This is a genomic window from Corallococcus sp. AB032C, assembly GCF_003668935.1.
In the GTDB taxonomy this organism is placed as follows: Bacteria; Myxococcota; Myxococcia; order Myxococcales; family Myxococcaceae; genus Corallococcus; species Corallococcus exiguus.
The window spans coordinates 19,265-33,036 of record NZ_RAWP01000108.1; the positions used below are offsets into that span (position 1 = coordinate 19,265).

Annotated in this window: 12 protein-coding genes; 7 read left to right on the top strand and 5 right to left on the bottom strand. The window is 71.0% G+C overall.

The annotated features are described in order from the left end of the window. Nucleotides 1-52: 52 nt before the first annotated feature. The 3 genes from D7X99_RS33990 to D7X99_RS34000 all read right to left on the bottom strand — a co-directional run bounded on the left by D7X99_RS33990 (nt 53) and on the right by D7X99_RS34000 (nt 3,221). Nucleotides 53-1,120, bottom strand: a complete 1,068-nt coding sequence (locus D7X99_RS33990) for a glycosyltransferase (RefSeq protein WP_121781385.1) — start codon at nt 1,118-1,120, stop codon at nt 53-55. A gap of 214 nt (nt 1,121-1,334) precedes the next feature. Continuing rightward, nucleotides 1,335-1,895: a peroxiredoxin gene (locus D7X99_RS33995; RefSeq protein WP_121781386.1), complete on the bottom strand. Its 561-nt coding sequence runs from the start codon at nt 1,893-1,895 to the stop codon at nt 1,335-1,337. Between the two features lie 45 nt (nt 1,896-1,940). Further along, nucleotides 1,941-3,221, bottom strand: coding sequence for an amidohydrolase family protein (locus D7X99_RS34000; protein WP_121781399.1), 1,281 nt, complete (start codon nt 3,219-3,221; stop codon nt 1,941-1,943). Nucleotides 3,222-3,519: 298 nt separating this feature from the next. Here D7X99_RS34000 and D7X99_RS34005 point away from each other — a divergent pair, with 298 nt between their 5' ends. The 3 genes from D7X99_RS34005 to D7X99_RS34015 are packed head-to-tail and all read left to right on the top strand — an operon-like array spanning nt 3,520 to nt 7,528. Continuing rightward, nucleotides 3,520-5,721 carry a serine/threonine-protein kinase gene (locus tag D7X99_RS34005; RefSeq protein WP_121781387.1) on the top strand — a complete coding sequence of 734 codons (2,202 nt, stop codon included), beginning with the start codon at nt 3,520-3,522 and terminating at the stop codon, nt 5,719-5,721. A gap of 10 nt (nt 5,722-5,731) precedes the next feature. Then, nucleotides 5,732-6,754, top strand: coding sequence for a PHB depolymerase family esterase (locus D7X99_RS34010; RefSeq protein ID WP_121781388.1), 1,023 nt, complete (start codon nt 5,732-5,734; stop codon nt 6,752-6,754). Nucleotides 6,755-6,787: 33 nt separating this feature from the next. Beyond that, nucleotides 6,788-7,528, top strand: a complete 741-nt coding sequence (locus D7X99_RS34015; protein ID WP_255429660.1) for a carbohydrate deacetylase — start codon at nt 6,788-6,790, stop codon at nt 7,526-7,528. On the opposite strand, the gene D7X99_RS34020 is transcribed toward D7X99_RS34015, so the two are convergent. After that, nucleotides 7,515-9,419, bottom strand: a complete 1,905-nt coding sequence (locus D7X99_RS34020; RefSeq protein WP_121781390.1) for an ATP-binding protein — start codon at nt 9,417-9,419, stop codon at nt 7,515-7,517. The two genes, D7X99_RS34015 and D7X99_RS34020, sit on opposite strands and share 14 nt — an antisense overlap. Nucleotides 9,420-9,620: 201 nt before the next feature. On the opposite strand from D7X99_RS34020, the gene queF reads away from it, so the two are divergent. Beyond that, nucleotides 9,621-9,986: a preQ(1) synthase gene (gene queF, locus D7X99_RS34025; protein ID WP_120550871.1), complete on the top strand. Its 366-nt coding sequence runs from the start codon at nt 9,621-9,623 to the stop codon at nt 9,984-9,986. 10 nt (nt 9,987-9,996) lie between these two features. On the opposite strand, the gene D7X99_RS34030 is transcribed toward queF, so the two are convergent. Continuing rightward, nucleotides 9,997-11,100: a serine/threonine-protein kinase gene (locus tag D7X99_RS34030; RefSeq protein WP_121781391.1), complete on the bottom strand. Its 1,104-nt coding sequence runs from the start codon at nt 11,098-11,100 to the stop codon at nt 9,997-9,999. A gap of 145 nt (nt 11,101-11,245) precedes the next feature. Here D7X99_RS34030 and D7X99_RS34035 point away from each other — a divergent pair, with 145 nt between their 5' ends. From D7X99_RS34035 to D7X99_RS34045, 3 genes are all read left to right on the top strand, one after another. Next, the gene (locus tag D7X99_RS34035; protein WP_121781392.1) at nt 11,246-12,052 is read left to right on the top strand and encodes a hypothetical protein; all 807 of its coding nucleotides are present in this window, start codon (nt 11,246-11,248) and stop codon (nt 12,050-12,052) included. Further along, nucleotides 12,049-12,984, top strand: coding sequence for a DUF3396 domain-containing protein (locus D7X99_RS34040; protein ID WP_233613926.1), 936 nt, complete (start codon nt 12,049-12,051; stop codon nt 12,982-12,984). The genes D7X99_RS34035 and D7X99_RS34040 overlap by 4 nt, the downstream gene beginning before the upstream one ends. A gap of 76 nt (nt 12,985-13,060) precedes the next feature. Then, a complete protein-coding gene (locus tag D7X99_RS34045; RefSeq protein WP_121781393.1) occupies nt 13,061-13,648 on the top strand; it encodes a hypothetical protein in 588 nt (195 codons plus the stop codon). Nucleotides 13,649-13,772: the final 124 nt, after the last annotated feature.

Sequence of the window (13,772 nt, forward strand, 5' to 3'; positions counted from 1 at the left end):
TGCGGTGCGCCGCCGGCAGGGCGGCACGTCCGTCTTCCCAGGCTCGGGACGCTCAGTTCAGCGAGCGGACCGGGGCCATCCACGCGGCTCCGCGCTCCGCTTCGCTCGCGTATTGCTCCAGTTGCAGCGCCCGGTGGGCCACGGTGTGCTCGGCCAGGACCCTGGCCCGGGCTCGCATGCCCAGTTGGCGCCGGTCCGCTTCCGGCATCGCGAGCAGGTAGCGCAGCACGTCCTGCTCCGTGCGGGCGACCATCACCTCCTCGCCCAGCGAGAACACGTCCTCCAACCCTGGCCACGGGTCGCAGATGAGCGCCGCTCCACAGGCCGCGGCCTCGAACAGGTTCGCCCCTGGCGTGTGCTCGGCCTGCGAGAGGACCAGCGCGAAGCGCTGCGCATCGATGAAACCCGCGTGCTCCTGGAGGGACGGGGCCGCGGGCCTCGCCACGTTGGCGGGCCAGGCGTCATCCACGGCCGACAGCATGCCCGCGAGGACGAAGCGCCCTTCGGCCCAACCGCGCGCGGCGCCCAGCAGCCATTGCTTCAAGAGCCCCCGCCGCTCTGGCGACGACGGCCCCGCGTACCCCAGGTCCCAGCGCGTCCGTCCGCTTCCGGGTGCGAAGTGCTCCGCGTCCACTCCCGGTAGGAACGCGCGCGCGCGGGCCACGCCCCACTCGCGCTCCAGCTGACGGGGCACCGGGCCTCCACTGGAGCAGAGATAGAGCCGGTAGCCCGTGAAGAGGTCCGGCGTCATGCAGGCGGGGTCCTCTCGCAGGGCATGCCGCGCCAGCGTCCGGGGCGTGTCCCGGTCCCAGAAGACGGTGAGCCCCCGCGCCGTGTTCGTGGCCCAGCGGCTCACGTCCGCGACCTGCGGCACGTCCGCGTCCACCAGCACCAGGTCCGCGCGGCGCACCCGCGAATGGAAGCGCGCGTGGAGGTCCGCGAGGTCCACGTACGGCGCGACGGCGGAACTCTCCTCCCCCCTTGCACCGGGCGCCATGCGCTCCAGGAAGAGGACCGCGTGTCCGCGACGCCGGAGCGCCTGCGCGAGCTGCCTCGGTGCCGTGGCCGCCTGTGCGTCGGCGGTGGCCCGGCACACGGGGCCCAGGAAGACGATGTCCATCCACTCGGGCCTCCTCACGCCCCCAGCCCGGCGGACGGAGGACGCCCCGCGCGCGGCATGCCCCAGGGCTATCGCTCCGCGCCTGGGGCGGACAAGCCAGCAGGCCTCGTGCCGCGTGAACTCCTCAACGGCACGGCCGGCGGCCGGCCCGCGCGTGCCAGGGGGACGTCCGCGAGTGGACCGTGCCCTTGCCCCGAAAGCCAACGCGCCGCGGCTACTTCGTCGCGGGCGCGGCCTGGGTGGGCGGCGTGGTTCCCGCCGGGGCCGCGGCGGGCTTCGCGGCGCCGTCCTTGCGCAGGGGACACGCGGCGATGGCGCCCGAGACGTCGATGGCGTCCTTGCCCTCGCTCACCTTGAGCACCTTGCGGTCCTCGCCCACGACGAACGTGTAGCGCTTGGACACCGTCACCAACGGCATCTTCACGTCGTACGCGCCCACCACCTTGCCGTCCGGATCCGGGATGAACAGGAAGGGCGCCTTCAGCTCCGTCTTGAAGCGCGTCAGCGTCTCCGCGTCGTCCGTGGAGAAGGCCAGCACCTGGCCCTGCGCCTGCTCGATGTCCTTGTAGCGGTCGCGGTACGCGGTCAGCTCCTTCGTGCAGCCGCCGGTGAACGCCTTGGGGAAGAAGGCCACGATGACGGGCCCCTTCTTCACCATCTCCGACAGCGTGTGGGTCGTCCCCGCGGTGTCCTTCACCGTGAAGTCCGGGGCGGTTTCACCCACCTGGGGAATCGCTGCGCTGAGCCATCCGACGACGAGCAGGGAGTTGAGCATGCCCGGGACTTAACGGGCCCCGGACACCGCGACAAGCTCCCGGCTCTACGACGAGGACATGCGGGCCCACACGGCGGCGGCGGCCTCGCGCGACTGCTCGGCCACCACCGTGGGGTTCACCGACAGCGGCCTGCGCGCCCACACGCGCCACACGCCGTCCACCATCACGGCCTCCACGTGGCGGCTGCCCAGCCCGTGCACGACGTGCCACGCCAGCGTCTCCGCGGTGAGCGGCGTGGGCGACAGGTAGTCCAGCACCAGCAGGTCCGCGAGCGCGCCCTCTCGCATGGGGCCGATGGCCGCCTCGAACACCTGCGACGCCAGCCGGTGGCCGTTGGCCAGGTAGCGCAGCACGTCGATGGGCTGCCCCGCCTCGCGCGAGCGCAGGTACGCCGCCTGCGCCTCCGCGAACAGGTCCGGCGACGTGCCGTCCGTCCCCAGCGACGCGCGCGCCCCGAACTTCAGCGCGGGCGCGTAGCCCAGCTCCTGGCCCTGGTTGGAGCGCGGTGTGTGCAGGAACCACGTCCCGGTGGCCAGCACCTGCGCCAGGTCTGACCACGCCAGGTGGCCCGCGTGCGCCGCCATGGCGCGGGGCGACAGCAGGTTGCTGGTGAGCAGCCGCGTCACCGGCGGGTTGCCGTGGCGCTCGGTGGACAGCCGCTCGTCCAGCGGATCCTCCGCGAGCGGGAAGTGCAGCCCGGTGCCGGTGGTGTTGAGCGCCTCGCCCAGCCCCTGGAGCGCGTCGTCGCCGAGCGTGAAGCAGGGGCCCGCGCCCACCTGTCCTCGGAAGCGGCCCCGGGCCTTGCGCGCGAAGCTGACCGTCTCTTCCAACCCCTCTTCGCGGCCCACCGCGCCCATGCGGTCCGTCACCGCGTAGGACAGCACGCCGCGCACGCCCACCTCATGGAGGCCGCGCGCCGAACGCAGCAGCGAGCCCGTCACCGCCTTGGGCGAGGCGTGCAAATCAAACAGGGTGGTGGTGCCGCACTGGATGGACTCCAGGCCGCCCGCCGTGGCGGCCACCTGCACCGCGTCCAGGTCCAGCGCGTTCTCGAAGGGCCAGCGCACCTGCTCCAGCAGGGCCTGGTAGGACGTGGGCGTCGGACGGACCAGGCCGCGCGCCAGCACGCTCGCCAGCCGGTGGTGGGCGTTGACGAGCCCCGGGAAGACGAGCTTGCCGGACAGCGCGACCACCTCGTCGTCGGGGCCGGGCGCGAGGTCCTCGCCCCGCGCCACGATGCGCTCACCCTCGATGCGCAGGTCCACCCGCTCTACGGACGCAGGTTCCAGCTCGACGACGAAACCACCCTTGAGGACGGTGCCCAACATCCCTCCCTGCATCCGCGACGGTTCGCGAGGTTCGTGAAGGCGGCCCCCTCCCCTTAGGGGTCACGCTTGAGGAGGGGGACGTTAGCACTCCCGGCCGGTCCTCCGTCATCGGCTCCACACATCCCTGCACCCACACCCGTCGTCCCGGCCGGTCCAATACGGTGGGCATGTCCGGGCTGGCCGGGGCCAGGCAGGCAGGCAGCGCGTCATGGCGTTGGGCGCCGGGGGCTCGGGCCCGTAGACTGCCGATACCTTGGTGTCGGAACCCGGCGTTTCATGGGCAGGCCGCTACCGCTTGAGCGCGCGCATCGCGACAGGCGGCATGGCGGAGGTGTATCTGGCGCGCGCCATCAGCCTGGAGGGGCAGCGCGGCCCGGCCGTGGCGGTGAAGCGGCTGATGCCGCACCTGGTCGCGGACCGGCGCATCGTGCAGATGTTCCTCAACGAGGCGCGCATCACCGCGCAGGTGCGCCACCCCAACGTGGTGTCCATCCTGGAGCTGGGCATGGAGGCCGGGGAGCCCTTCATCGCCATGGAGCTGTTGGAGGGGCGCTCGTTCGCGGAGGTGCGGCAGGAGGCCGCCGAGCGCGGCCAGCGCGTTCCGTTGGGCATCACCCTGCGCGTGCTGGTGGATGCGTGCCGGGGGCTGGACGCCGCGCACCGCGCCGTGGACGAGGCGGGCCGGCCGCTGAAAATCGTCCACCGCGACTTCACGCCGGACAACATCCACGTCGGGGCGAACGGCGCGGTGAAGGTCATCGACTTCGGCATCGCGAAGGCGGACGCGCTGGGGGCGGGGACGGAGCCCGGGACGCTGAAGGGGAAGTTCTTCTACATGTCGCCGGAGATGATCGCCGGACACAGCGTGGACCACCGCGCGGACCTGTTCGCCGCGGGGGTGATGCTCTACGAGCAGCTGTGCGGCCGGCGGCCCTTCACCGGCATGTCCACCGACGAGGTGCTCACGCGCATCTCCGAAGGAAGGCCGAAGCCGCCCACCGCGTTCGACCCGTCCGTGCCGCAGGCGCTGGAGGCCGTGTGTCTCAAGGCGCTCGCGAAGGACCCGGAGGCGCGCTTCGACAGCCTGCAGACGTTCATCGCCGCCATCGAGATGCTGGGCGGGCACGCGGAGGTCGCCGCGCCGGCGCAGGTGGCCGTGTACCTGGACACGTTGTTTCCGCCGGACCGGGACCCCAAGCGGCTGGCGCTGCGCAACGCGAGGCTCGCGGATCCATCCAACTCAGGCGCGGATGGAACCCCCGGCATGGACGTGCTCCCGCCGTTCGGCGTGCAGGGCATTCCTTCCTGGCCCGTGCCTCCGCCGGTCGCCGCTCCGCCGGCCTCGCGTCCCCTTGCGCCCCTGGGCACCCACACCGTGTCGATTCGCGGTTCGACCCGGCCCGTGACGGCGGAGATCCCCGTCGCGACCTCGGGCAACCCGGCGGAGGGCGCCGCGCACGGTGGGGCCTCCGGCGGCCTCCAGGCTCCGGCGTCCGGGAGCAAGGGGCGCGGAGAAGCTCCGGCGGGCGCTCGCGCTCCGGCCTCGCGTGGCGCTCCCCGGTCGCGCAAGGCCCTGGCCATCGTCGTGGGCGTGCTCGCGCTGGGCGGACTGGGCGCGGGGGCCACGTGGTACCTGCGGCGCCCGGACGTGCCGCCCCCCGCGAGGATCGCCGCCGCTGAAGCCGCCACCACGGCGGAGGCGAAGGTGTCCGCGCTGGACGGGCTGGGCAAGGACGTGCGCGCCACGGCCAAGGAGCTGGCTCGCGCGGGCACGCTGCTGCTCGACGCGGGCGCCCACCCGCAGGCCCTGGCGCTGGCGGAGGCCTATACCTCGCGCTTCCCGAAGGAGGCGGAGGCGCACCTGCTCGCCGCGCGCGCCGCCACCGAGCTGCGCATGGGCAAGCGCGCGGAACGCGCCATCGACGAGGCCACCGCCCTGGCCCCCAAGGACGTCCGCGCACCGCTGGCCCTGGCCGACCTGCGGGCCCTCCAGGGTGATGTGCCGGGCGCGCTGACCGCGCTCGCGAAGGCGTACGCGCAGGCGCCGGGCTCCGCGAAGGTCGCGCCCCGCTACGGCCAGCTCCTGTCCCAGGGGGGCCGGCTGGACGAGGCCGCCACCGTGCTGTCCGCCTGGACGCGCCAGCACGACGACGCCGCGTCCCTGGCGGAGCTGGGCTTCGTGCGCTTCCGCCAGGAGAAGCTGGACGACGCCGTCGCCCTGCTCAAGCGCGCGCAGCGCAAGGCCCCCACGCTCGCGGTGGCCCATTCCTACCTGGGGGCCGTCCTCTTCCGGCAGGGCGACCTGCGCGGCGCCGAGCGCGAATACCGGGAGGCCGAGCGTCTGGCCCCGGACGATCCCCGCGCCCTCACCGCGCGTTGCCAACTGCACGTCCACGAAGGCGACACCGCCCGGGTGGCCGAGGTGAAACGTATGCTGGCGGAAAAGTTCCCGGACCGGGCACCGGCACTCTCGGCGGAGTGCGGCACGGGGAACTAGCTTCCTCCCCATGCGCCTTCGCCTCCTCGCCCTCGCCGCGTCCAGCCTGCTGCTGACCGCCACCGCGTGCGGCTCCACGGACGACTCCGACACCCCGCCCGACGACGAAACGGAGGATCCGGACACCTCGGCCGGGGACGTGGCCCCCGCGGACCGTACGGCCTGTTCGGGCCTCACCGTGACGCCCGGCACCTACGACTGGACCCTCGAGCACGGCGGCCACACCCGCGCCTTCCGCGTCCACGTCCCCACCGGCTACGATGCCACGAAGCCCACGCCCGTCGTCCTCAGCTTCCACGGCTTCGGCTCCACCGAGCAGGAGCAGGAGGCGCTGACCGGCTTCTCCACCCTGGCCGACGCGGAGGGCTTCATCGCGGTGTACCCGCGCGGCCTCAACTTCCCGGAGATCTACGGCCGGGGCGAAGCGGACACACGGGGCTGGAACGGCGAGGCGTGCTGTGGCCCGGCGCAGATTGCCCACGTGGACGACGTGGGCTTCGTGGACGCGCTGCTCGCGGACCTGGACACCCGCGTGTGCACGGACCCGCGCCGCGTCTTCGCCAACGGCTTCTCCAACGGCGCCTTCTTCTCCTACCGGCTGGCCTGCGAGCGCGCCCAGCGCATCGCCGCCATCGCCCCCGTCGCGGGAATGGTGGGACTGCCGGACTGCCACCCGTCCCGCCCCGTGCCCCTGCTCCACTTCCACGGCACCGCCGACGAATCCATCTATTACGACGGAGGCGAGAACCTCACCCTCGTCGGCGGCAAGCCCTACCCGTCCGCTCAGGAGTCCGTGCGCCGCTTCGCGGAGTTCAACGGCTGTACCGGCCCCCAGCAACAGACGTATCAGCAGGGCAACAGCACCTGCGTGGCGTATACGGGCTGCCAGCCGGAGAGCGCCACCGCGAGCCTGTGCACCGTCACCGGCGGCAAGCATGCGTGGCCCGGCCAGCCCCTCTACAATGGAGGCACGACGGACCTGGACGCGTCCCTCCAGATGTGGCGCTTCTTCCAGGCGCGTCCCCGCCCCTGAAGGAGGCAAGCCACGCCGCCCCGCGCACTCATCATCAACGCCGACGACCTGGGCTACGACCCGGGCATCACCCGGGGCATCCTCCAGGCACTGCGCGAGGGCGTCGTCTCCTCCGCCACCCTGCTGGTGAACGCACCGGACTCCGAGTCCGCCGCGAGGCAGGCCCGGGGACTCGCCATCGGGTTGCACCTGAACCTGGACCGGGGCGCGCCCGTGGCCCAAGGCTTCCCACGTGAGTGGCGCACCGTGGACGGAGGCCTCGACGGAGCCCGGGTGGGAGGGGTCCCCGCTGACGTGGTGGAGGCGGAGGCGCTCGCGCAGTTGGATCGGCTGGAACGGCTGCTGGGCCAGGCCGCCACGCACCTGGACGTGCACAAGCACCTGCACCGGCATCCTCAAGTCCTGGAGGGACTGTCACGCGTCGCGAGGCGCGCGGGCCTCCCGGTGCGCTCCATCGACGCGGACATGCGCGGCGCGCTGAGGGCCCGGGGCGTGGCCACGAACGACCACTTCGTGGGCGAATCCGGCGAGACGGCGTACTGGACGACAGAGCGCTTCGCCCAGTCCCTGGCGGCGCTGCCCGCCGAGGGCGTCACGGAGTGGATGTGTCACCCGGGGCACCTGCCCGAGCTCGTCACCACCCGCTACGCCGCGCAGCGAGAAGTGGAGCGGACCACCTTCGTGGATGCCCACTCGCGCACGGCCCTGGAACAGGCGGGAATCCGTCCCACGAACTACCGCGTCCTGCGAGAGGCTCCACTCACGCGGGCGTGACGAGCGGAAGCTCCGACTCCACCGGCGTCAGCGTCCGGCGCTTCTCTCGCGTCAGCACGGTGCGCACGCCCGCGAGCAGCTCCTCCGGGCGGTACGGCCGGGGACACAGCGCGGCGTTCTCCTGCGCCCACCACGGCCGCGCATCCCCCGCCAGCAGGATGGGCACCGGCCGCGCGCGGGGCAGCGTGGCGAAGGTCTCCAGGAAGCTGCCCACCGGGGACTGCGTGGCGCTCGTGGACAGGACGATGAGGTCCACCGGCAGGTGCGTCGCCTTGCGCAGGGCCTCCGCGCCGCTCTGCACGGTGAAGACCTCGAAGCCCTCCGCGCGCAGGGTGCGCTCCGCCGTGGCCTCCTGGTTCGAGTCCTCGTCCAGCACCAGCACGCGCCGGGGCAGCCTGCGCACCTCGTGCGCGGGCATGCGCGGCAGGTCCAGCAGGAACGTGGAGCCCTCGCCCTCGCGGCTGCGGAGCGCCAGCGCGCCGCCGTGCATCTTCACGATGGAGTGGCTGATGAACAGGCCCAGGCCCAGCCCGCCGAAGTTGCGGTGCGACACGTTGCGCGCCCGGTAGAAGCGCTGGAACACCAGCGCCTGATCCGCGCCCGGAATCCCGATGCCGTGGTCCTGCACCTGGATGCGCGCGGACTCGCCCGTGCGCCCCACCCGCACCGCGATGGGCGCCCCCGCCGGGCTGTACTTGTGCGCGTTCTCCAGCAGGTTCACCAGCACCTGCTCCAGCCGGTCCCTGTCCCCCAGGACCCAGACGCCGTCGTGCGGCACGTCCACCGTGAAGGGGCGCTCGAAGGCATGCCGGAAGTGGTCCACCACCTCCGCCACCAGCTGCCCCACCTCCAGCGGGGACGAGTCCAATGCCAGCCGGCCCAGCTCCAGGCGGCTTGCGTCCAGCAGGTCCTCCACCAGCCCCGCGAGCCGGTCCACCTGCCGCTTGGATTTGAGCACGCTCGAGAGCGCCACCGGCTGCCCCGCGGCGAGGCGACGCTCCATGGAGTACAGGCCCAGCTTCAGCGGCGTGAGCGGCGTCTTCAGCTCGTGCGACGCGATGGACATGAACTCCTCGCGCACGCGCAGGGCGGACTGGGCTTCGCGCAAGAGCCGCGCGTTCTCCACCGCCACCGCCAGCTGGCTGGCCGCCGCGCTCCACATCTCCAGCTCGCGCACGGAGAAGGACGCGCCCTGTTCCTTGTAGATGAGCAGCAGCCCCACCGTGCGGCGCGGCGCGCACAACGGCACCGCCGCGAACACGGAGCCCACCGCGTCCCCGTAGCCGCGCTGGATGCCCAGCTGCGGCTGGCGCAGGGCCAGGGCCTGACGGTAGGGGTCCTCGGACGGGTCGAACGCGTCCTGGGGCGCGTCCAGGCCCTCCAGGTCCGACACCGCCATGCGCTTGAGCGTCGCGTCGTCCTCCTCGTAGAGGAACACCTCCGCGCGCCGCACCTGGGCGCACCTCACCAGCGACACCACGGCGGCCGAGCAGACGCGGTCGACCTCCAGCGACTCGCCCACTGCGCGGGCAATCTCCCGCACGGCCTGTGAAAACGCGCCCTCGTCGTCCACGCCGGACGGCTCCACCACCAGCCACGCCCCGGGCGTACCGTTCGTGTGGGTGGGCTTCACCTGAACACGCACCTGCCGGAGCGTGCGGGTGATGACATGGCCGGAGTGGGCCCGGTGCTCGCGGATGGCGCGCTCCAGGGCGTCCAGGCTGCGGCCCGGCTCCAGGGCCTCCAGCAGGGTGCCGCCCGGGGAGAGCGTCACGCCCGTCTTGGCCGCGAAGCCCTCCTCGCACCATTGGACGCGCAAGTCAGGACCCACGCGCAGGAGCGCTTGGGGCAGGCACGAGAGGACATCCTCGACGTCATTGGGTGGCAGCATGAGGGGCGGGACGCGCTCGCAACAGGGATCGCCGGAGGGAGATAGGAATCCCCGAGCATGATCGCCAACCGCCCCCGGACGTTCTCCTGTCCCAGAGGGCCGCGGCACGTTGGAACCCGAACAGAGCCGTCACCTGGCAGCCAGGGAGGCGACGTCGTGCAGGGCGGTGACACGCGCCGAACGTGTGCTACACGACAGCGCATGTCCTCCAAGCCGTCCAAGGAAATCCAGACCTTCCCCAACCCCGCCGCCGATCGCGACTACGAGATCGCCTTCGACGTGCCGGAGTTCACCTGCCTGTGCCCCCTGACGGGCCAGCCGGACTTCGCGCGCTTCACCATCAAGTACGTGCCGGATCAGCTGTGCGTGGAGCTCAAGAGCCTGAAGCTCTACATGTGGTCCTACCGCAACGAGGGCGCCTTCCACGAGAAGGTGACCAACACCATCGCGGACGACATCATCAAGGCCATCCAGCCGCGCAAGCTCACGGTGGTAGGTGACTTCTTCGTGCGCGGCGGCATCGGGACCATCGTCACCGTCACGCACGACAAGAAGAAGCAGGCCTGAGCGGTGCGTCTCAGCGGGTGAGCTGCTCCAGGAGCGGCGCCCACTGGGACTGGGACAGGTAGAGGCCGGTGCCCGCCGCCGCGATGCCGGCGGTGAGCGCGGCCAGCACCCACTTGAGCTTGCTCGGCGCGCGCTTGGGCTTCTTCGTGGCGAAGACGTCCAGCACGCCCAGCTCCTGCTGGGTGAGGTGGGCCAGGGCCTCCGTCTCCGTGAGCTTCTCGCGGTAGCGCAGGAAGGCCACGAGCAGCGCGGGGTGGGACACGCGCACCTCGTGGGCGAGGAACAGGTCCAGCTCGCGGCGCATGGCCGCGGCGTCCGGGAAGCGGGCCTCCGGCTTCACCGACAGCGCGCGCTTCACGATGCGCGCGAGCGGCGGCGGCACGTTCGGAGCCACCTTCTGGAGCGGCGTGAACTTGCCGTCGCGGATGCGGGCGAAGACCTCTCCGGCCGTCTTGCCCACGAAGGGACGGACGCCAGAGAGGGCCTCGTAGAGGAGCACGCCCAGGGAGAAGATGTCGGTCCTCGCGTCGATGGGCGCGCCCGTGACCTGCTCCGGGGACATGTACGACGGCGTGCCCACGGCCATGCCCTGCTGGGTGAGGGCTTCGAGGCTGACATCCTTGGCGATGCCGAAGTCCATGAGCTTCACCTCACCGGACTTGGTGAGCATGACGTTCGCGGGCTTGAGGTCGCGGTGGATGATGCGGCGGAAGTGGGCGTGGTCGAGCGCGCTGGCGATGCGCGCGCCGATGACGGCGGCGACGTCCGGAGGCAGCGGGCCGTCCTTGATGAGGCCGTGGAGGGTGGGGCCGTCCACGTACTCCATGACCATGAAGAGGCTGTCGTTCTTATCCACCAGGTCATAGAGCGTGACGATGTTCTGGTGGCGGAAGGCGGCGAGCGCCAGCGCCTCGCGGCGGAAGCGGGACAGGGCCTCCTGGTCGCGCTGGCCTTCAGGGAGCAGCTCCTTGATGGCGACCTCTCGCTGAAGCAGCTCGTGCAGGCCGCGATACACCAGCGCCATGCCGCCGCGGCCCAGCTCGCCGAGCACGCGGCAGGCGCCAATCTTGCGGTGACGGATCCTCTCACTCTTCTCTGCGGCGGCGACGGTCACGGGTCGCAGGGTATCGATTCACGTCTCATGCGTCGATGGGCCCTCCGCTGCGGGGTGGGTTCGCACAGGTGTGATGGAAAGGCGCGGTGTCGCTGTCCCACGCCAGGGGGCCTACCTGTGGCGCGGAGACTGGCAGGATGGAGACATGGGACTGGGACGCCGGACGGATTGGCTGTGGGTGTTGGTGGCGGTGGGGCTGGGCGGCTGCGCGGGGCCACGTCCGCGCACGTATGCGCAGCAGGGCATGGACTCGGTGTCGAACACCTGCCGGACCCAGCCGGCGCTGTGCACCGGGCCGGAGTCGGTGATGCCCGTCCCACGCGCGGCGCAGGTGGCCACGATGATGGCGGGGGCGAAGCTGGCCCTGGACGCGGAGGCGAAACAGGCGGTGGAGTCCGTGCTGAAGAAATGCGCGGACGATGCACGGTCGGAGGTGATGCGCCGGTACCACGATGGGAAGGACCCTACGGTCGAGCAGTGCAACGAGCTGGTTCGCAATGTACGGGGTGAGACCGTGTCCCGCGCCATCTGGCTGGGGGACCAGATGCACGCCGTGGCGCTGGCTTGCGCCAGAGAGGGCCTGGAGGCCCTGATTCCAGGGCGATTCAGCCTTGAGCCGACCTACCGCCTTGAGCAACGCACCGGCACCTTCACGCCCTTGAGTAACGAGGAGGTCGAACTGCTCAAGCAACCCCGCTTCCTGTACGAACTGAAGGGGACGCTCTCACCGGACGTTGTCATCCACACCGGTGACCCCATCCGGGTCAGAGCGATCTACGACTTCAAGTTCTTCTGTTCGAACACCGCCACGACGAGAGCGCCCGGGTGGCGGCCCCTTTCAAAGAACCCTTCGCCCACTGAACCGACACAGAAAAACACCTATATGGACGCCTTCAACCTGGGCCCTGGCCAGGTCCTTCGCGTCATTCCCAGGTGGGGGATTCTCCAATGACAAACCTTCCCCGCGTTCGAATCTACATCAAGAGTGCCTTCGAGCCGGACTTCCTCGCCGTGAACGACGGCCTCCAGTTGTGTCTCTTCATGCCGCACGCGCACAATGCCTTGAAGCCCCGGATACAGCGAGCGCTCGACCTGTATCGGGAGGCCATTGGGAAGGACGCCCTGGGCTTCTATGGAGATCTCGACGGCCAATGGCAGACACTCGGCACGGAGGGTTGGCAGCTCATCCATCACAGGCTTCACGATGAAGATGTCTGCTACCTTAGCGTGCTGGGTGCCGCCACCTCCGACGCTTACTCGGAAAGCCATCGGTACAGTTTCCATTACGTAGGGTACGCGCTCGACCGTCCCTCCGAAGACCTCCGTTGGCCGGACGCGGTCAGCGCACTGCAGCTGACCTTTCCCACGGAGTTCCTGGAAGCCCAGGGGCCCGAGCGCTTCCGAGCACTGGCGGTTGAGATTGCCAGCGCCCTCCCCTTCGGCTCGGGCCAGGCGGGCCTTTCATTCAACGGCGAGCCTCTGGCATCTGTCGTCCGCGATGAGGTGAAGGCACTGAGCTTCCGCCATCCGGCCATGGATGTGCCCAGCCTGGACGATGTGGCCCGGGACCTGGGCACCCGCGTGCGCGCCTCGGCCTGGATGAACTTCCTGGGTCCACCGGTCCTCCATGAACTGGGTGGAGTGGAAGGCCTGCGCTCCCGGCTGCACTCGCCGGACACCACCGTGCAAGCACTGGGTCCAGACCGGGCTGTCGTCACGCTGGGCCCATGGCCAGAGGCCGGTGACACCGAACAGGGCCAGACATTGCCTGCCTACCGGGAACTCGCGCGCGTGCTCGAACCCTGGCTGTACCAGGAGGCCAGGTCAGAGGACTCCGACTTCTTCACCATGACGCGCCGCTGGCATCGCCGATTCCTCGACTGAGCGCTCCACCTCCCGTCCCCCTCGCCCTGCACCGCCCCGTGAACGTTCCCATGCTTCTCCCATCCAGGAGGACGCCATGACGGAACAGGACGCATACATCCAGAAGATGGAGGCCGAGCAGCGCGAGGCGACCGCTCGCTTCCGTGAAATCGAAGCCCAGGCGGACCTGGCCGACAGTGAGGACACGCTCGATGTCCTCACCGGAGCCCGCGCCTTCAACGACGACGTCGACCGTGAGATCCAGGCACTCCGCCGCGCGGACCAGAGCGACTGGGACCGCGTCAAGGCCGGCGCGGAGAAGGCCCACAGCCGCTTCCGTGAGCACCTGGACCGCGCCGGCACCCGGTGGGCAGAGCTCCGCGAAGGCTACAGCCGCCAGCGCGAAGCCGAGCTGAAGGAGCTGGGCGCGCAGATGGACGGCTGGGTCGCCGCCCACAAGCGCAGCCGGGCCGAGGACTCGCTCCTCACCCGCGAGGAGCTCGACTTCATCACGCGCGGCCTGAAGAACTCCGGCGAGCTGCTCAAGAACCTGCGCAACTCGCGCGGGCACGTCTGGAAGACGGCCCGCGACCAATACGAGGCCAACTGGCGCGAACTCCAGGAGCGCTCCCGCCGCATCCGCGCCGACGGCGCCCTGGATGAATCCGGCGCCTCGCCCTCCTGAAACCCCATCTTCACCAACGCCACGCGGTTGTCACACGGCTACGCTAGGAATCGCCCCCACCTTGAGGGGCACGGCCCGGAAGGACCGTGCCCCTTCAGGCGTTTTCGTCCGCGAGCCCATGGCC

What these genes read in the sequence shown, in the direction of transcription:
- D7X99_RS34020 (WP_121781390.1), bottom strand. Translation starts at nt 9,419, where the DNA reads ATGCTGCCACCCAATGACGTCGAGGATGTCCTCTCGTGCCTGCCCCAA.
- D7X99_RS34035 (WP_121781392.1), top strand. Translation starts at nt 11,246, where the DNA reads ATGGGACTGGGACGCCGGACGGATTGGCTGTGGGTGTTGGTGGCGGTG.
- D7X99_RS33995 (WP_121781386.1), bottom strand. Translation starts at nt 1,895, where the DNA reads ATGCTCAACTCCCTGCTCGTCGTCGGATGGCTCAGCGCAGCGATTCCC.
- D7X99_RS34045 (WP_121781393.1), top strand. Translation starts at nt 13,061, where the DNA reads ATGACGGAACAGGACGCATACATCCAGAAGATGGAGGCCGAGCAGCGC.
- D7X99_RS34010 (WP_121781388.1), top strand. Translation starts at nt 5,732, where the DNA reads ATGCGCCTTCGCCTCCTCGCCCTCGCCGCGTCCAGCCTGCTGCTGACC.
- queF (WP_120550871.1), top strand. Translation starts at nt 9,621, where the DNA reads ATGTCCTCCAAGCCGTCCAAGGAAATCCAGACCTTCCCCAACCCCGCC.
- D7X99_RS33990 (WP_121781385.1), bottom strand. Translation starts at nt 1,120, where the DNA reads ATGGACATCGTCTTCCTGGGCCCCGTGTGCCGGGCCACCGCCGACGCA.
- D7X99_RS34040 (WP_233613926.1), top strand. Translation starts at nt 12,049, where the DNA reads ATGACAAACCTTCCCCGCGTTCGAATCTACATCAAGAGTGCCTTCGAG.